General features: G+C 39.4%; 19 protein-coding genes and 1 tRNA gene. 3 read left to right on the top strand and 17 right to left on the bottom strand.

The features are described 5' to 3' along the window. The coding region (locus tag HMPREF9957_RS12210; protein ID WP_000749578.1) for a peptide ABC transporter substrate-binding protein at positions 1-1667 on the bottom strand (1667 nt) is incomplete at its 3' end. Positions 1668-1825: 158 nt separating this feature from the next. Here HMPREF9957_RS12210 and HMPREF9957_RS12205 point away from each other — a divergent pair. Then, positions 1826-1896, top strand: a tRNA-Cys gene (locus tag HMPREF9957_RS12205). Positions 1897-2083: 187 nt separating this feature from the next. Here the strand turns inward: HMPREF9957_RS12205 and HMPREF9957_RS12200 are convergent. The 11 genes from HMPREF9957_RS12200 to HMPREF9957_RS12150 all read right to left on the bottom strand — a co-directional run bounded on the left by HMPREF9957_RS12200 (position 2084) and on the right by HMPREF9957_RS12150 (position 10895). Beyond that, entirely contained in the window at positions 2084-3415 is a 1332-nt protein-coding gene (locus HMPREF9957_RS12200) for a hemolysin family protein (protein ID WP_000390024.1), read from the bottom strand. Positions 3416-3569: 154 nt separating this feature from the next. After that, positions 3570-4394 carry a DNA-entry nuclease EndA gene (gene endA / locus HMPREF9957_RS12195; RefSeq protein ID WP_001036771.1) on the bottom strand — a complete coding sequence of 275 codons (825 nt, stop codon included), beginning with the start codon at positions 4392-4394 and terminating at the stop codon, positions 3570-3572. 38 nt (positions 4395-4432) lie between these two features. Next, complete coding sequence (locus HMPREF9957_RS12190) at positions 4433-4621, bottom strand: DNA-directed RNA polymerase subunit beta (RefSeq protein WP_025170734.1); 189 nt, start codon at positions 4619-4621, stop codon at positions 4433-4435. After that, positions 4614-5897: a UDP-N-acetylglucosamine 1-carboxyvinyltransferase gene (gene murA / locus HMPREF9957_RS12185; RefSeq protein ID WP_000358036.1), complete on the bottom strand. Its 1284-nt coding sequence runs from the start codon at positions 5895-5897 to the stop codon at positions 4614-4616. Before murA ends, HMPREF9957_RS12190 begins: the two co-directional genes overlap by 8 nt. A gap of 23 nt (positions 5898-5920) precedes the next feature. Next, the gene (locus HMPREF9957_RS12180) at positions 5921-6151 is read right to left on the bottom strand and encodes a DUF1146 family protein (RefSeq protein WP_000250395.1); all 231 of its coding nucleotides are present in this window, start codon (positions 6149-6151) and stop codon (positions 5921-5923) included. Between the two features lie 57 nt (positions 6152-6208). After that, positions 6209-7246: a SepM family pheromone-processing serine protease gene (locus HMPREF9957_RS12175; RefSeq protein ID WP_004242864.1), complete on the bottom strand. Its 1038-nt coding sequence runs from the start codon at positions 7244-7246 to the stop codon at positions 6209-6211. Then, a complete protein-coding gene (gene coaD, locus HMPREF9957_RS12170) occupies positions 7230-7718 on the bottom strand; it encodes a pantetheine-phosphate adenylyltransferase (protein ID WP_001280738.1) in 489 nt (162 codons plus the stop codon). The genes HMPREF9957_RS12175 and coaD overlap by 17 nt, the downstream gene beginning before the upstream one ends. Continuing rightward, complete coding sequence (rsmD, locus tag HMPREF9957_RS12165; protein WP_000706954.1) at positions 7708-8247, bottom strand: 16S rRNA (guanine(966)-N(2))-methyltransferase RsmD; 540 nt, start codon at positions 8245-8247, stop codon at positions 7708-7710. Before rsmD ends, coaD begins: the two co-directional genes overlap by 11 nt. A 64-nt stretch (positions 8248-8311) precedes the next feature. Next, positions 8312-9304: an aspartate--ammonia ligase gene (gene asnA / locus HMPREF9957_RS12160; RefSeq protein WP_000748005.1), complete on the bottom strand. Its 993-nt coding sequence runs from the start codon at positions 9302-9304 to the stop codon at positions 8312-8314. Positions 9305-9416: 112 nt separating this feature from the next. Continuing rightward, positions 9417-10100 carry a Bax inhibitor-1/YccA family protein gene (locus tag HMPREF9957_RS12155; protein WP_001016909.1) on the bottom strand — a complete coding sequence of 228 codons (684 nt, stop codon included), beginning with the start codon at positions 10098-10100 and terminating at the stop codon, positions 9417-9419. Between the two features lie 54 nt (positions 10101-10154). Beyond that, positions 10155-10895 carry a TrmH family RNA methyltransferase gene (locus HMPREF9957_RS12150; protein WP_004242869.1) on the bottom strand — a complete coding sequence of 247 codons (741 nt, stop codon included), beginning with the start codon at positions 10893-10895 and terminating at the stop codon, positions 10155-10157. A gap of 33 nt (positions 10896-10928) precedes the next feature. Here HMPREF9957_RS12150 and HMPREF9957_RS12145 point away from each other — a divergent pair, with 33 nt between their 5' ends. Together HMPREF9957_RS12145 and yidC are read left to right on the top strand one after the other, a co-directional pair. Next, the gene (locus HMPREF9957_RS12145; protein ID WP_001174617.1) at positions 10929-11207 is read left to right on the top strand and encodes an acylphosphatase; all 279 of its coding nucleotides are present in this window, start codon (positions 10929-10931) and stop codon (positions 11205-11207) included. A 77-nt stretch (positions 11208-11284) separates the two neighbouring features. Continuing rightward, positions 11285-12211: a membrane protein insertase YidC gene (gene yidC, locus HMPREF9957_RS12140; protein WP_000835962.1), complete on the top strand. Its 927-nt coding sequence runs from the start codon at positions 11285-11287 to the stop codon at positions 12209-12211. A 179-nt stretch (positions 12212-12390) separates the two neighbouring features. Here yidC and HMPREF9957_RS12135 read toward each other — a convergent pair whose 3' ends face one another. The 5 genes from HMPREF9957_RS12135 to HMPREF9957_RS12115 form a co-directional block, all read right to left on the bottom strand. Further along, entirely contained in the window at positions 12391-13479 is a 1089-nt protein-coding gene (locus HMPREF9957_RS12135; protein ID WP_000532636.1) for a sensor histidine kinase, read from the bottom strand. Beyond that, the gene (locus HMPREF9957_RS12130; protein WP_000323582.1) at positions 13449-14135 is read right to left on the bottom strand and encodes a response regulator transcription factor; all 687 of its coding nucleotides are present in this window, start codon (positions 14133-14135) and stop codon (positions 13449-13451) included. The genes HMPREF9957_RS12135 and HMPREF9957_RS12130 overlap by 31 nt, the downstream gene beginning before the upstream one ends. Positions 14136-14196: 61 nt before the next feature. Beyond that, entirely contained in the window at positions 14197-14916 is a 720-nt protein-coding gene (locus tag HMPREF9957_RS12125) for an ABC transporter permease (protein WP_000663010.1), read from the bottom strand. A 1-nt stretch (position 14917) separates the two neighbouring features. Beyond that, positions 14918-15703 (bottom strand): hypothetical protein, encoded by a 786-nt coding sequence (locus HMPREF9957_RS12120; protein ID WP_001185222.1) that lies wholly within the window; start codon positions 15701-15703, stop codon positions 14918-14920. 1 nt (position 15704) lies between these two features. Then, a complete protein-coding gene (locus tag HMPREF9957_RS12115; protein ID WP_000438099.1) occupies positions 15705-16415 on the bottom strand; it encodes an ABC transporter ATP-binding protein in 711 nt (236 codons plus the stop codon). Positions 16416-16551 lie beyond the last annotated feature (136 nt).

The following is a 16551-nucleotide window of genomic DNA, read 5'->3' as shown; positions in this document are numbered from 1 at the left end:
TTTGCATCATCAAGTAATTTTCCATAGTCAGCTAAAGCAAGTTTGCTTACTACTGATGCATCAGTATTTTGGTCAATACCAAGGTAAAGGCGAATGTTTCCTCCCTTGATGACAAACTGATCCAAGAAAGTAGAAGGATCTTGATAGTCAGGGTTCCATCCTAGCAAGGTGTGGATATCCCAATCTTGCTCTTTAGCTGTTGGAGCACTAAATGAAATTGGTAAAGCTTCTGCTTGAGTCATTTGTTGCAAGTCTACAACAACATTATCTGAACCCAATACTTTTTCAATTGATTGTTTCAATGATTGAACACGATTTACAACCGCTGTTGATTCTTGGATAACCAAGGCATCCAAGTGGATTGGGAATTCAACACCTTCAGCTTGTAGGCTTGATTTAGCTTTAGCAAAGACTTCTTTCGCTTTTTCTTCATTGTAAAGTCCATTTTGAGAATCTGCTAGAGATACGTTTGACCAAGTAGAAGAATTTGTCTTAGCCAAGCTATCTTGTACCAATTCACCAAATGTTTTCTTACCAACTTGAAGATTATACGGTGCGAATGTATTACGGATGGCTACTGCAGCTCCATCAGTACCATTTGTTTGAGCTGAGTAAGAATTGCGATCGACCGCAAAGTTCAAGGCTTGACGGAACTCCTTATTTAGCAAAGCTTTTTGAGTAGATGTCTTTTGGGCATCACTTGTTTTGGCAGTGTGGTTATAAGTTGTACGGCCATAGTTCAAGCTGACAGTTGCAACACCCGCACCTGGTTCATTAAAGTAAATGTTATCTTTGAAGTCAGCTGCATATTTTTCATATGTAGAACTTGTAGGGAAGATACGAGCCTTGCTATATTGACCATCAGAAAAACCTTTGGCAATTACATCTTGATCCTTACCATCCCAGAAAGTGAACTTAACGTTCTCAATTTTTACATTTTCTTTATCCCAGTAAGCATCATTTTTAGCCATCTCGATAGATGATTTAGGAGTTACAGCCTTCAAGACAAATGGACCGTTATAAAGAATAGAGTTAGCATCTGTTGGAGAACCAAAACCTTCCCCTTTTGAAGCTAAGAATTCTTCATTAACTGGCATCAAAACACCACTAGTGGTCTTGTCATTCCAGAAAGTTTCTGGCTGGTTCAAGGTATACTCTAGTGTTTGGTCATCGAGTGCTTTTACTCCGACGGTTGAAAAATCGCTTGTTTCACCCTTAATATATGCTTCTAATCCCTTAATAGAAGAGCTAACGATTGAAAGTCCTTTTGATTTCCCATCTACCGCATGTTTCAAACCAGTAACGAAGTCTTTAGCAGTGACAGGAGCGTACTCTTCTCCCTCTGCTGTCACCCATTTAGCATCCTTACGGATTTTATAGGTATACGTCAAACCATCTTTTGAAACTGTCCATGATTCAGCAATAGAAGGAACCAGATTACCATATTTATCGTTAGCCAACAAACCATCTACAGCATTTGTTGTGATGAATGATGTTGAATCGATATTGCTGACGATATAATCCAAGGTTTCTGGATCTGTTTGATAAACATATTGGTAATCTTTTGCTAGTTTCGCATTATTTGAACTAGTGTTTGAACACGCAGCTAGAACTCCTGACGCTAATAAGGTAGCTCCTGCTACAGCAAGCACTTGACTTTTTTTCATTTCTTCACTCCTCGTAATAAAGTATAGGTCATTATCAATTATATCATAGATTTCAAGAAAAGTAAACGAATTTTCAGAATATTTAGGCTTATTAACACAAAAAATCTGAAAAAACTATTGACTGAGAATGATTTTCAAGGTATAATAATAAACGTTAAGGCGGTATAGCCAAGTGGTAAGGCACGGCTCTGCAAAAGCTTGATCGTCGGTTCAAATCCGTCTACCGCCTTTCAATGCCGAATTTATCGGAATTTATCAAGACAAAAAGCCTGTAAATTAGGGCTTTTTTTATTTTTCTTCTGATAAATACGGATAATTTTAAAAAACTTTTGGGGCAAAGTTCTTTCCATGACATAATTCCCTCATGAAATCAACTGAAAAAAGCTTCGTCACACCTGGTGACAAAAGCCTCTAGTTTATTCTGTTTCTTCTTCTATTTCGACTTCTGTGATCTGGACTTTTACCTTGGTAACACGTCCATTTTTCACTTTATCATTGGTTAAGATAAGCTGTTTGTTTTGGCTGACTAATTCATAACTGAGTTTCTCAGTCGTTGGAATGGTCCCAACTCCTGTCAAATAGTAGCCAGCGATGGTATCAACGTCATCACTTGCCAGTTCAACATCAAAGTAGTCATTAAAATCATTGAGGGTCATAGTTCCTTGAACAATGTAAGTGTCCTCGCCAATCTGATGAACATCTATTGCTGCTTTGTCCGTTTCATCATCAATTTCACCAACAATTTCCTCTAAAAGGTCTTCCAAGGTCACCAAACCAGCCATCCCACCGTATTCATCCAGCAAGATTGCCATTTGTCTTTGGGTATTTCGCAATTCTTTTAGCAAGTCATCCACAAAAATAGTTTCAGGTACAAAAAGTGGATCTTGTAAAATTCTCTTCCATACAATATTGTCAAAACCGTCCACAAAGCCCGCCTTAAGAAGACTCTTGGTGTGAATGATTCCAATCACGTTATCCTTGTCTCCATCATAGACAGGGATACGAGAATAATTTTGTTTTAAAATACTTTGGATAATGGCTTGACTATCATCCTGAATATCCACCATAAAGGCATCCGTTCGAGGAACCATGACCTCTCTGGCCATCAATTCGTCCAGTGAAAAGATTCCTTGTAACATTTCAATTTCGTCAGCATCTAGTGTTTCTTCACTATTTGTCAGCATGTACTCAATTTCATCACGGGTCATTTTTTCATCCGCATCGTCAAAGGTCATAGGAGTCAAGCGACTCAAGAGATTGGTAGATGCAGATAAGAGCCAAACAAAGGGACTAACTAGTTTCCCCAGTCCAATGATGACTGGCGCTGTACGAATGGCCAAGGCATCCTTTAGATTAAGAGCGATTCTCTTAGGATACAATTCCCCAAAAACGATGGAAATATAAGTCAAAAATGCTAAAGATAGAAAACTTGCAACGGCATAAGCTGTTTCGCCATTTCCAAGCCAAGATGCAATTTCTCGTCCCAGAGTGTCTGCCAAACTCGCCCCTGATAAGATCGTAATCAGGGTAATCCCTACTTGAATGGTTGATAAAAAGTGGTTAGGATTTTCTAGTACCTTCAGCAGACGGATATAGCGTCTATCTCCTTCTTCTGCCTTTTGTTCAACCCGCGCACGGTTAAGTGAAACCATGGCCATTTCTGTGGCTGAGAAAAAGGCATTTAACACCGTCAAGATAAACAATAAAACAAATTGTAGCAACAAATTCTGACTACTTGGGTCTTCCATAGTTCTTCTCCTAAAATAGTATCTTATCCTTTATTATATCACAAAATATAGTCCAGTACATATTATTTTTTCTTAGTACCTATTCTAGCCCTGCTGAAACTAGTAAAAGAAGAACTCCCACATCTACAAGTGACATGGGAGTTTATGTTATCTTTTACTGAGTAACAGTGACTTCTCCAGTTCGGTAATCCAGTTGAAGCCCCTTTTGAACATTGGGAACTAGGACATTAAATTCCAATTCTCCGTCTGAGGACTTGGCTTCAATCTGTGAAGCTGAAGGAACTAAATCCTCGTTTGAAGCATAATAAAGAGTTACACGGTAACGGACGTGCTTGTTTTGGTCCAAGGCCTTACGCACCTTGCTTTCATAGTAGTTTTGACCAGTCGAATCCTCGGCTTGTGCCTGATTTGCCCAGGCTGTCTGAACAGCAATATTTTTAGGATTGCTTGTTGAGGCATCAAAACCATCCAAGCCACCGATTAAGGCATAGCCTAACAAGTGACCTCTATCGACTGCATGGGTATAAGTACCCTTTAGATTCTTAACCTGATGCCAACCTGGAGGAGTCCAAGAAGTTGAACCGTTTCCAGTTTCTTCACGATTCTTGTACTGGCGAGTAGCCTTAGACAAGAGGGCATTTGCTACGGTTGGCACTGTTTCCTTGCCCACTGTCTTTGTCTTATTATCAGCGTAGGGTTTACTTGAAACCTTGGCATCTAGATTTGTTTTATTACCATTTACGATAAAAGCACCTGCTCCATTCCACTCCAGACTCCCTTTTATTTGGCTTTTGACTGCATCTGTTAAGACACTCTCTGCCAATTCTTGACTAGGAGCTTCCGAAGCTTGTTTTTTCTGACTAAGCTTGGTTTTAGGACTATTCGCTGTCGACTGCATCTGCTTGATATAGTAGCTCCCTGCAGACAAAAGCAATAACACTAGCAGTCCGATTAGTGTCTGTCTTGTTTTTTTGTTCATATTTCTCCTTATCTTTATAAAAAGGCTGGTCTCCCAGCCTAATTTCCTGTAAATTTATGAATCAATTCCTGCCATTTTGCTGGGGACAGGATAGCCCATGGGTCTTGACCCTTGCCCAAGATTCCATAGCCTACCATTAAACCGATTCCTAGGGCTAGAACGCCTAAAATCAGTACCAGGATGACTAAAAGTAAACGCTTGATTACGTAGCTTGATTTCTTATTCATCTTCATCACTTGCCTCAATCCGCTGAATCTTAGCACCCAGCTGCGCTAACTTCTCATGGAAACGGTAGTAACCTCTATCCAAGTGAACCAATTTACCAACTACAGTTTCTCCTTGTGCTACCAAACCTGTCAAAATCAAGGCTGCGCTGGCACGAAGGTCAGTTGAAAGAACTTCTGCTCCCTGCAAAGGCTGTCCACCAACAATACGAGCTGTATCACGGATAATCTCAGAGTGCAAGCCCATGCGGCGCATTTCTTCTAGATGTTGGAAACGATTTTCGAAAACTGTCTCCACCATAGTTGATTCCCCTTTTGCGACGGTCATCAAGGCTGTGAATTGAGCCTGCATATCTGTTGGAAATCCTGGGTGGGGCAAGGTTTTTACATGAACAGCTTTTAGATTTTCTAGTTGAGAGCGAACTCGAATTCCTTCAGTCTCCTCCGTCACTTCCACTCCCATTTCAAGCAATTTAGCAATCAAGGGACGGTTGTGCTCCCAAACAGCGTCTTTAATCAAGATATCACCACCAGTCATGGCAGCAGCTACCATAAAGGTTCCTGCTTCGATACGGTCTTGGACTACATTGTGAGTCGTACCATGAAGTTTCTCCACACCAGTAATGGTAATGGTCTCTGTACCAGCCCCTTTGACCTTGGCTCCCATTTCATTGAGGAGAATGGCTAGGTCGACAATCTCAGGCTCACGCGCAGCATTTTCAATCACTGTCACCCCATCAGCCAGCGTCGCTGCCATCATCAAGTTCTGCGTAGCACCAACACTTGGAAAGTCCATATAGATATGGGCACCATGTAAGCGATCAGCCTTGGCTTCGATATAACCAGCAGTCTGGCTAATCTTTGCCCCCATAGCTTCCAGACCTTTCAAATGAAGATCGATAGGGCGACTACCAATCGTACAACCACCTGGCATGGATACCTTGGCATGACCCACACGGGCAAGGATTGGCCCTAATACAACAATGGAGGCGCGCATCTTGCTGACATACTTATAAGGGGCTTCCTCAGTGATGTCGCCAGTAGCATCCACCTCAACAAGATGGGCTTCCTCATCAAAGTCAACCTTGGCATTCAAACCACGAACCACCTGATTCATAATAAAGACATCCGACAAGATCGGTACATTCTGTAAGACTGTCTTTCCTTCACTTGCTAGAATAGTCGCTGCCAACAAGGGCAAGACTGCATTCTTTGCTCCTTCGATGGTTACACTTCCTACCAGACGATTATCGCCACCTTGAACCACAATTTTGTCCATACTCGTTTCCTTTACTCTTGATTTTATAATAATCCTCTAAGCGCTTCTTGCCACAACTGATACAGGCTGATAAAGAAAGAACTCAGGATGTAGCCCATGACAATGCTGAAAAAGGCTACTAGTAAACGAACTTTTCCTGTATTCTCAGTTGTCACTTTTAAAACCTTTTCCCATCTAACAAGATCCTTTAAAAGGTAAAAACTCACATAAATAAAGAGCATGTGACTGCTTAGAGTGAATAATAATTGAACCATTTGACTATTATACCATCTTCTCTGTTTGTGCGCTAGTTTGGAAACTTCCCTTAGAAATTAGGGATTGTTTTTCAAGTAATCAATTGCATCCTGTAGGGTTTTAACTGGCACAATTTTCATATCTGTCTTGATTATTTTAGCCGCTTCTAGGGCTGTTTGGTAGTTGTTTTTCGCGTCCGGGTGTGCTTTTTGTTCTTCTTCGCTAACAGGGTTATCAGGGGCAAAGAAAATCGCAGCACCTTCTCTAGCCGAAGCTACAACTTTTTTATCAATACCTCCAATGTCCCCTACATTCCCATCGCGGTCAATGGTTCCTGTACCGGCAACGATACGACCATTACGAAGGCCTGGGTCAGCTATTTGGGTATAGATGGCCAGACTAAACATGAGACCTGCACTTGGACCGCCGATACCAGCTGTTGAAAAGCGAATTGGGACATCACTGGTCACTTCCGTACGGTCAATCAAACCGATTCCAATCCCATTTTTGCCATTTTCTAGAGTAATGATTTTTCCTTCTGCAGACTTGGTTTGCCCATCCTCTTCATAGGTGACCTTGACGGAGTCCCCTAGTTTTTGAGAATTGACGTAATCAATCAAATCTTTGGAACTATCAAAGGTCTGATCATTGACTGCTGTAACTGTATCAGAGATGTTGAGAATCCCTTTAAAGGTCGAATTATCCGTTACAGTCAAGACATAAACCCCAAGGTATTTGAGTTCGATATCTTTACCAGCTGTTTTTAGCCCTTGATATTTGGCCATATTTTGCGATGTTTGCATGTAAAATTGATTGATTCGCATAAATTCCACATCGGAAGAGCCACCTGTAGTCTCTTGGGCACTACGAATATCTGTAAAAGGCGTCAACCAAGCATAAATCATATGGGCTAAAGTAGCGTGCTGGACACCAACCGTAACGAATTGATAGGCCCCAGCTTCCTTATCTTCTGTGTCATTTACTTTAAGAACTTGACGAATATCTTCCGAACCACCTGGAACCTCTATATAGTAGGGCAAGGGCACTACAAATGCCAAGAAAGTCACAATCAAGGCCGCAATGACATATAAGGGCCATCTAATCTTTTTTTTCATTTCTTATTTCCTCCAAAATACTCTCGGGAACATGGCAGGCAATATCCTGACCAAACTTCAAAAGTTCTCTAACGCCTGATGAACTGATATAGAGATGTTCAGGTCGACTATGTAAATAAATGGTCTCTATATTAGGAGACAGCTGATGGTTGTAGTAATCAAAACTGGCTTCATATTGCAAATCCGACGCATTTCTCAAGCCTCGCACTAGGAAAGTAGCCCCCAGTCTTTTTGCAACATCAACCACCAATTCATCATGAGAAGACACGACTGTAACATTTTTCAAATGTTTCACAGCCTTTTCTAGCCCCCGTTTACGATTTTCGATAGGGAGAAATCCTTGTTTGTGGGGATTAAAAAAAATACCGACATAAAGCTTATCAAAGAGTCTGCTCGCCCGTTCAATGATATCCAGATGCCCATTTGTCATCGGATCAAATGAGCCTGTGAATAAGCCAATCTTATCTGACATAGACCGTCACCTTACTAATTCCATAAATTTTTTCCTTCCAGATGCCCAGGCAGGCAATTTCTTCTGGAAGCTCAACGGCCTTATCCGTCTCACACACGACCATGACATCTTCAGAAAAAAGCTCTCTCTCAGCCATTTTTTCAATATCTGCTACGATTTGTTCCTTGGCATAAGGAGGGTCTAAGAAAATGAGGTCAAATTCCCCAGATACCTGTTCCAATGCCCTTTCTGCATCCATCTTGAGGAGTTGAAATTTTCCAACTTCCTTGGTCATCTGAATATTTTCAGCTACGATAGCCTGAGCCTTACGGTCTCGTTCCACCAAAACAGCGCTGGACATGCCACGCGATACTGCCTCGATAGATAAACCACCACTACCTGCATAAAGGTCCAAGACTCGTCCCCCTTCAAAGTAGGGACCAATCATGTTAAAAATGGCTCCCCTAACCTTATCCGAAGTAGGTCTTGTCGTCTTTCCTTCTAGTGTCTTGAGGGGACGTCCCCCATAGATTCCTGATACGATTTTCATACCGTTTATTATACCAAATTATGGACGAAAAGAGAAAGAAAACCGAACCTTGCGGTTCGATTCTCTACAAAATATTTTCGTAAGTATCGCGGACTTCTTGAGGCCAAACACTTGTTTGCACTTCTCCGATGTGTTTCTTGCGAAGTAGGAACATGGCCATACGAGATTGTCCAATTCCCCCACCGATTGTCAATGGGAATAAGCCATTCAACAAAGCCTTGTGCCATTCCAATTCCAAGCGGTCTTCATCACCTGTGATTTCTACCTGACGGCGAAGGGTTTCTTCATCTACACGAATCCCCATAGAAGACAACTCAAAGGCTCCACCTAGAGACTCATTCCAAACAAGAATATCACCATTTAGACCCTTGTAGCCATTTTCAGACTCACTTGTCCAGTCATCGTAGTCTGGTGCACGTCCATCGTGCGGTTTACCGTCTGGTAATTCACCACCGATACCGATTAAGAAGACTGCTCCGAATTCTTTACAGATCGCATTTTCACGTTCTTTCGGTGTCAAGTCTGGGTAGCGTTCTACCAACTCTTCTGTGTGGATAAAGGTGATTTGTTTTGGCAAGATAGACTCAATGTCATAGCGGGCTTCAACAGCTAGCTCAGTCAGGCGAATAGCCTTGTAAATCTTCTCAACTGTTTCTTTTAGATAAGCGATGTTACGCTTACCATTTGGAATAACCTTCTCCCAGTCCCACTGGTCAACATAAACAGAGTGGGTCGCATCCAACGAGTCTTCGTCTGGACGAAGGGCCTTCATGTGGACGAAAAGACCTTCACCTTCACCAAAACCAAAGCGAGCCAAGGTATGGCGTTTCCATTTAGCAAGGGAGTGCACCACTTCATAAGTAGCATCAGGGATTTGGAGAACCTTGACCGATACGGCGTTCTCCACACCTGATAAGTTGTCCTGCATCCCGTCGCCGACCCTGCTCAAGATAGGACCTTGAACTTCGACAACTTCTAACTTATCTTTCAAATACTGGGTAAAAGTGTTTTTGACAAAGGAAATCTCTTCTTGTTGATGGATAAAACTTTTCTTCATAAACTACTCCTCAAAAAATTAATTAAAAGCATTATACACCTATTTTCAAGAAAAGGAAAGAGAAATTTTAAAAAAAATCAGTGTCACTCAAAACACTGATTTCATAGACCTTTTAGTCATTACGACCGAAGATACGTAAAATACTTAGGAAGAGATTGATAAAATCAAGATAGATACTGAGAGCCATTGACACAACCCAACCTGTCGCTACACGGCCTTGTGATTGCTCATAAGCAAGGCGAATCCTTTGGTTGTCCCAAGCAATCAGCCCAGAGAAGACCAAGACCATGGCTACGCTGATCATATAATCAAAGAAACCACTAGCCAAGAAAATATTGACTATCATGGCAATTAGCAAACCGATGAGAGCTGCCATCATCGCTCGACCAAGGCCACTCAAATCTTTCTTGGTGAACATGCCAACTGCCGCCATGACAAAGAAGAGAAGGGCGCTTGATACAAAGGCAGATAAAACTGTACCTGGAGTATAGAAGGCTACCACAAAACTGAGGGTAAAGCCGTTTAATACTGAGTAAAGTAAAAATACTGGAAGAGCCGCTGGACTATTCTTTGAAGCCATGCTACTGGCAACGAAAACCAAGGCCAACTCCGCAAATGTTGCAATGGTCAACCAGAGACGCCCCTGCATCAAAAAGTAAACCAACTGAGATTGAAAGACCGTCAACATAAGACCTGATACCAAGGCGGATAGTCCGATTCCCAGACCAACAAAGGCATAAACCTTAGCGTAAAATTGATTGAGACCTGCGCGGTCATGAATAATAGTGTGATTCATCTTTTCTCCTTTTCTATGAACATCTTTCCTTGATTATAACAAAGAAAGTTAAAATTAGCTTAAATGGAAGATTAAAATACCGGCCGCAACGGCAACATTCAAACTCTCTGCCTGCCCCTTCATACTAATGTGGACCAACTGGTCTGCACTTTCAGCCATAAGGGGACTAATTCCTTGACCTTCATTTCCCATAACTAGTACAAAATTTTCTATAGGAGGCAGTTCTCTGTAATCAACAGAATCTTTAGATAGGGTTGTTGCCAGCACTGGAATATCTGCCTCTTTGGTTTCCTTAAGAAGCGCTTGACTAGACATCCGGTAAATGGGCAGATGGAAATGACTGCCTTGCATGGAACGTAGAGTCTTGAGACTGTAGATATCTGCCGACTTATCTGAAACAATCACTCCAGTAAAACCTGCTGCATCCGCAGTCCGAATGATAGTTCCCACATTACCAGGATCTTGCACATCTTCCAAAAACAAGAACTTGCCCTGATTAAAGTCAGCTTGCCCTACTTCTTCTTTTTGAACGACGGCAACAATTCCCTGTGGGGTCTGAGAATCTGCCAAATCTAGCAAAATTTCCTCTGAAACCCAGACAGTTTGCGGAAAGGCAGCTAACTGATCTCGGTAACTTTCTAGGGCAAAGATTTTCTCAATCGTCACTCCAGCTTGAACAGCTTCTTCAAACAAGTGCCAGCCTTCAATCAAATAAGCAGACTTGCGGTATTTTTTTTGGTGTAATTTCTTGGCATTTTTTACCACAGAATTGGCTTTTGAGGTTATAATAGTCATAGAAATATTATAACACAATCAAAGGGGTTTGGTATGCAAAAGGTTAGAATGATTGCCCAAGGTAGGGTACAGGGAGTCGGCTTTCGTTGGGGTGTTTACAGCTTGGCACTTGAAATTGGTGGCATCACAGGTCGAGTATGGAATAACGACGATGGCACAGTGGAAATCTTAGCCCAAGCAGACTCATCTGCTACCATGGCAAAATTTATCCAAGAAATCCGCAAAGGACCAACACCTTTTTCAAGAGTCAGCTACTTAGATGTCAAACTGAGCAACTTTCCTCCCTACCCTGACTTTAAAATCGCAAATTAGGTCTCTAGAACTATTGTATATTTTGTAAAAAAACAGTAGAATAGAAAGGTATAATTTTTAAAGAAGGAATAAAAACAGTGAAATCTATTAAACGTTTTGCACTCTCGGCTATGGGAGTGGCTATGTTGCTAGTCTTGACTGGCTGTGTTAGCGTCGATAAAGCCACAGGAAAGCCAATAGGATTTATTTGGAATACTATCGGAGCGCCTATGGCTGAAGCTATCAAGTACTTCGCTACTGATCAAGGTCTAGGCTTTGGTGTCGCTATCATCATCGTAACTATTATCGTGCGCTTGATTATCTTGCCACTTGGAATCTACCAATCATGGAAGGCAACGCTTCACTCTGAAAAGATGAACGCCCTCAAGCACGTCCTTGAGCCACACCAAACGCGTCTCAAGGAAGCAACTACTCAAGAAGAAAAACTCGAAGCCCAACAAGCTCTCTTTGCCGCTCAAAAAGAACACGGCATCAGCATGTTTGGTGGTGTAGGATGCTTCCCTATCCTCCTTCAAATGCCTTTCTTCTCAGCTATCTACTTTGCTGCCCAATATACTGAAGGGGTTGCTCAAGCAAGCTACCTAGGCATTCCTCTAGGTTCTCCAAGTATGATTTTAGCTGCCTGCGCTGGTGTCCTCTACTATCTTCAATCACTCCTTTCACTTCACGGAGTAGAAGATGAAACGCAAAGAGATCAAATCAAGAAAATGGCTTACGTGAGCCCAGTCATGATTGCCGGCTTCTCCCTCATCTCACCAGCTAGTGTCACACTTTATTGGGTTGTCGGTGGTTTCATGATGATTCTCCAACAGTTTATCGTCAACTATATCGTTCGTCCAAAACTTCGCAAAAAAGTCCGTGAAGAACTAGCCAAGAACCCACCAAAAGCACGTTCTTTCTCAACACCAAATGGACGAAAAGACGTTACTCCTGAACAACCAACTGCTATCACAAGCAAGAAAAAACACAAAAATCGCAACGCTGGGAAACAACGTTCGAGATAAAGCTACGTAAATTATCCAATAATTAAAAAAATGAATGAATGATAAATAGTTTTCATCAACTAGATATCATCATTCGTTTTTATTATCTACCGTTACATCTTATACTATAGTCAAAAAAGTTAAATAGTTTAAAAGCTCACATATAAAAACGATTCAATCATAAATTAACAAGTAACTCGCTATGATTTAATACAATTCACAGTTATTAAAACTTCTGCTCCATCGTCTCTATTTCTAAGCTCAACTCGGCCTTTGTGTAGTTTTGCAACTCTACATACAAAACTCAGTCCAATACCATAATGTTGCTCTTTATACGATCTAGCTTTATCCATACGATAAAAGAGCTTTCCAAAATTATTTAAAACTTCCTCTGGAAATTCCGAACCATTATTCCATATACCTATTTTCAATTCCTTCCCCTCTTGCTCTACTCTAATTTTAATTTTAGGATTCTGTTTATCGGCGTATTCCAAAGCATTTGTTAAAATATTTTGTATGGCACGAATCAGAAGAGATGGATTTATATAATAGTTTTCAGTTCCGTTCACATTCTGTTCAAAAGAAAACTTCATCTGATTTTTTATCAAAAAAGAGACTTCTTTCTCTAATTCATTAATAAAATCTGAAGAGGAATACTCCGTCCAACCTGTCTCATCATCATAATAGGTTTTAGAATAGTGAATCAATTGATTGAAATAATCTAGTAACTGTTGACTAGCTCTTTCTATATCTGCTAAGCATTCTTGGGATTGGTCGTTTTCAGTTATCGCCTGCAAGAATTCTACATTTCCCCTAATAATGGTTAAGGGTGTCTTTAAATCATGAGAAGCTGCTGAAACCTGAAACATCAAATCTTCTTTCTGCTGTTTCTCATCAACTATTAATTGTCGAATTCTATCTTGCATCACAATAATCCGATTTCCTGTCTCACGAAATTCTTTAACCGTTAAACTTTCTGTACATTCCCTCTTCACCCACATACTATTTTCATAAATCAAAGTCATTTCATAACTCAGTTTTTTCAACAATTTTCCAATGTGATAACTTATTAGAATAATCAATAAAACACAAATATATATCCATGATGACACATTGAAAAAAATTGATAGAACACCACTATTGTTTAAAGGTTTCCCATCTTCGTTTATTTGTATAGATACTGAAGCTAAGGGAATAAGATAGGCCATTAGTAAGCCAAGACTAAACTGCCAAATAATTCTCCAACAGGTTTCTCGAATTAATTGTCTAAAACTTTTGATTCTACCCATTGATATCCTCCACCGTATAAGGTTTTAATTGGATTTAATTGATAAGGTTTCAGCTTTTGACGAATTTGATAAATGTACTCTGAAACCGAACGTAAAAGCGCTTCTGAACTTTGTGGATATAGATAATTATAAATTTCCTCAATAGAATATATTTTACTTGGGTTGCTTGCCAAAAGATTCACTATGTCAAATTCCCTCCTTGTCAGAGCAATCTTATCATCGTTTACAAATAGTTCCTTACTATCCGTATATAGTATAAGCTTCCCAATCTTTATTTGATGAACATTTCCTTTAGTCCGTTCTTCACGACGCAAGTGCATTTTAACACGTGCTAAAAGTTCTTGCATACTAAAGGGCTTCATAATATAATCATCAGCACCTGCATTGATTCCAGCTACTAAGTCTTCATCCATATCCTTGGCAGTTATAAAACAGATAGGAACAGTTATCTGCTCGCGAATCATCTGACAGATTTCTAAACCACTAACAGGCATCATAATATCTAATAGAATCAAGTCAAAGCCTGTAAAATCACAAAGATCAATCTCTTCTATCTTATTTCGTATGACTACTTCATATTTTTCATATTCTAGTACTTTTTTTATTAGGCGAAGAATAGCAAGATCATCATCTACAACCAAAATTTTATAAGCCATAACTCACCCTCCTGAATATATTATAGCACTAACTGAGAAAAAGACAGGATATCCCCTGTCTTTAGCGTACATTTTTTCCTATAAGTATCAGTGTAGCAAATACAAAAACAATTAATAACCAAACTATTTGTATCCCTAAGCCTTGCCACACTGGATAATAAAGAGATAATGGATAGGTATAAAAACAATTCATACTAGCCAGTAATGGTAAATTTCTAAAAAAAGAACTGAATTGTAATAACATTTGTCCCAACCCCAATAAAAGGGATAAACTGATTCCCAAAATTAAGATAAAAGACTGGGAAATAAATACAAAAATACCACTTAAAAGAGAGAAGGTTAGAATAGAAATACAAGCTGGAAATAGAATTGTTAGAACATGTTTAATATTACTCAAAAGATTGATATTGTAGTATCCTTGCGCGATTAGTATGCATAATGATATTACAGCAACCAATAATACAATTTCCATACATAATACAATAGCTAGTTTAGATATTATAAATTTCAAACGATTTGGACATGTAAGAAAACTGGTACGAAGGCTAGAACCTGTAAATTCTTGACCTATAAATAGGACCGCTAGACTAATGAAACCTGCCTGTCCTAAATAGAGACTTTGCAGTAGCTGTTCCAAAACAAACTGTAGAGTCAACTGGTCTGGCTTACTATTTAAAAAAACAACCATCGCCGGAACACACAGTAATAGAGCACCTATAATCAACCAGTGCCAAGGATTCATAATAAACTTGAGATACTCACTTTTAAGTTGCTCTTTCAACTTATTCACCTCCTCCAATATCTGACTTAAGTAATCGATAGATTGCTAAAGCCAAGAATGAGAAGTTCCAACAAAGTAAAAGTAAAATATGTTGTAAACTATTCTGTTCTAAAATTTGAGGAGATGTAGCAATCAATCCTTGCCCCAATGCAACTGGAAGAAATTTTGCAGCTGAGATATAGTTTGCTAAGAATGTTCCTAAATTGTAGACTTGAGGAAGCAAAAATAATAGAGGAACAATGGCTGTTTTAAATGTCAAAGCCATAATATAGGCTAGCAGTCCCAATAAAGTCCAAGCTATACTGGCTAAAAATATATAGAACCAAACTCTCCCATTTAGTGAAAAAAGAAGTAAGCCATCTTTTCCTAAAACATAATGTGTCATGTTAATCGTAAAGAATATTGATAGAAAGGAAATGAAAAAAGAAAATACAAGCCAAACTAATGTTTTTGAAACTAGGAAAGTACTTCGATTTGTAATAGAGAGGAGGCTTGTACGAATAGCAGAGCATTTATACTCCTCGGCTCCGTAAATTGAGCCTAGGATAATCATAATAAAAACACCAAATAAAGTGACATCAAAACCTAAAAATTCAATAGGAGGTATGGCTTCTGCTAAATCTGGATTTGTCTCTGGTGTAGCATGAATACCAACTGAAACAATTTGAGAAGCACCAATATTTGCTAAAAACATTTGAAATACCAGTATCAAGAATAGTACAATATGAGTAGCTCTCCTATAAAGCAATTTCAAGATTTCAGAATGAAGAGAGTAAATAAGTGCCATGTCACTTTCCTCCTTCTGTTAAACTAAAGAAGACTTCTTCTAGTGAAGAAAGATTTTTCATCACTTCTTGTAAGGTCCCTTTTATAAGAACTTTTCCTTTATTTATGATAACTACATCATCTGTTACTGCTTCCACTTCCGATAATATATGAGATGATAGCAAGACTGTCTTCCCTTCTTGAGCTTGTTTTTTTATAAACTCTCTAAACCACCTAATTCCTCTTGGATCCAACCCATTAGTTGGTTCATCCAATATCAGATATTGAGGATTTCCTAATAGAGCTGTTGCAATCCCCAAGCGTTGTCCTTCTCCTAATGATAATTTTCCAATTTTAGATTTTTTCTTATGGCTAATATCCACTATATCCAAGACTTGCTCAATTCGCTGACTGGATATCCCATTACTAGCAGCAACAATTTTCAAATGCTGATAAACAGTCCGATCATCAGGAGCACCTACACTGTCAAATGAAGCTCCTACAGTTTTTAGAGGAAATTTTAATTCTTTATAAGTTTGATCTCCAATTTTAGTAAGACCAGATGTTGCTTTGTCTAATCCTAATAAAATACGTAAGGTTGAACTTTTCCCAGCTCCATTTGGACCTAGGAAAGCAGTCACTCTACCTGCTTTTGCTTCAAAAGAAATATCTTTTAAAATTTGAGTTTGGCCATATGACTTACATAAATTTTTAATAGTAATACTTTGTTCCATAGATGTTTTCCTATTCTATTTAATATTTCTAAAAGTAACTATATCTTACACATTCATTTTCGGATTTTTTCAGAATTTAGAGAGTAAAAAAGATTTATAGTCAATGAAAATCAAAGAGCAAACTAGGAAGCTAGCC

Source organism: Streptococcus mitis SK1080 (assembly GCF_000220085.1).
In the GTDB taxonomy this organism is placed as follows: Bacteria; Bacillota; Bacilli; order Lactobacillales; family Streptococcaceae; genus Streptococcus; species Streptococcus mitis_K.
This window is presented reverse-complemented; position numbering and strand designations above follow the sequence as displayed.

Coding starts and splice junctions, on each gene's coding strand:
- HMPREF9957_RS12200 (WP_000390024.1), bottom strand. CDS start 3,415: ATGGAAGACCCAAGTAGTCAGAATTTGTTGCTACAATTTGTTTTATTG.
- coaD (WP_001280738.1), bottom strand. CDS start 7,718: ATGTCAGATAAGATTGGCTTATTCACAGGCTCATTTGATCCGATGACA.
- HMPREF9957_RS12190 (WP_025170734.1), bottom strand. CDS start 4,621: ATGAATAAGAAATCAAGCTACGTAATCAAGCGTTTACTTTTAGTCATC.
- rsmD (WP_000706954.1), bottom strand. CDS start 8,247: ATGAAAATCGTATCAGGAATCTATGGGGGACGTCCCCTCAAGACACTA.
- HMPREF9957_RS12155 (WP_001016909.1), bottom strand. CDS start 10,100: ATGAATCACACTATTATTCATGACCGCGCAGGTCTCAATCAATTTTAC.
- HMPREF9957_RS12115 (WP_000438099.1), bottom strand. CDS start 16,415: ATGGAACAAAGTATTACTATTAAAAATTTATGTAAGTCATATGGCCAA.
- HMPREF9957_RS12145 (WP_001174617.1), top strand. CDS start 10,929: ATGCAAAAGGTTAGAATGATTGCCCAAGGTAGGGTACAGGGAGTCGGC.
- endA (WP_001036771.1), bottom strand. CDS start 4,394: ATGAACAAAAAAACAAGACAGACACTAATCGGACTGCTAGTGTTATTG.
- HMPREF9957_RS12130 (WP_000323582.1), bottom strand. CDS start 14,135: ATGGCTTATAAAATTTTGGTTGTAGATGATGATCTTGCTATTCTTCGC.
- HMPREF9957_RS12180 (WP_000250395.1), bottom strand. CDS start 6,151: ATGGTTCAATTATTATTCACTCTAAGCAGTCACATGCTCTTTATTTAT.
- HMPREF9957_RS12150 (WP_004242869.1), bottom strand. CDS start 10,895: ATGACTATTATAACCTCAAAAGCCAATTCTGTGGTAAAAAATGCCAAG.
- asnA (WP_000748005.1), bottom strand. CDS start 9,304: ATGAAGAAAAGTTTTATCCATCAACAAGAAGAGATTTCCTTTGTCAAA.
- HMPREF9957_RS12175 (WP_004242864.1), bottom strand. CDS start 7,246: ATGAAAAAAAAGATTAGATGGCCCTTATATGTCATTGCGGCCTTGATT.
- HMPREF9957_RS12135 (WP_000532636.1), bottom strand. CDS start 13,479: ATGGGTAGAATCAAAAGTTTTAGACAATTAATTCGAGAAACCTGTTGG.
- murA (WP_000358036.1), bottom strand. CDS start 5,897: ATGGACAAAATTGTGGTTCAAGGTGGCGATAATCGTCTGGTAGGAAGT.
- HMPREF9957_RS12120 (WP_001185222.1), bottom strand. CDS start 15,703: ATGGCACTTATTTACTCTCTTCATTCTGAAATCTTGAAATTGCTTTAT.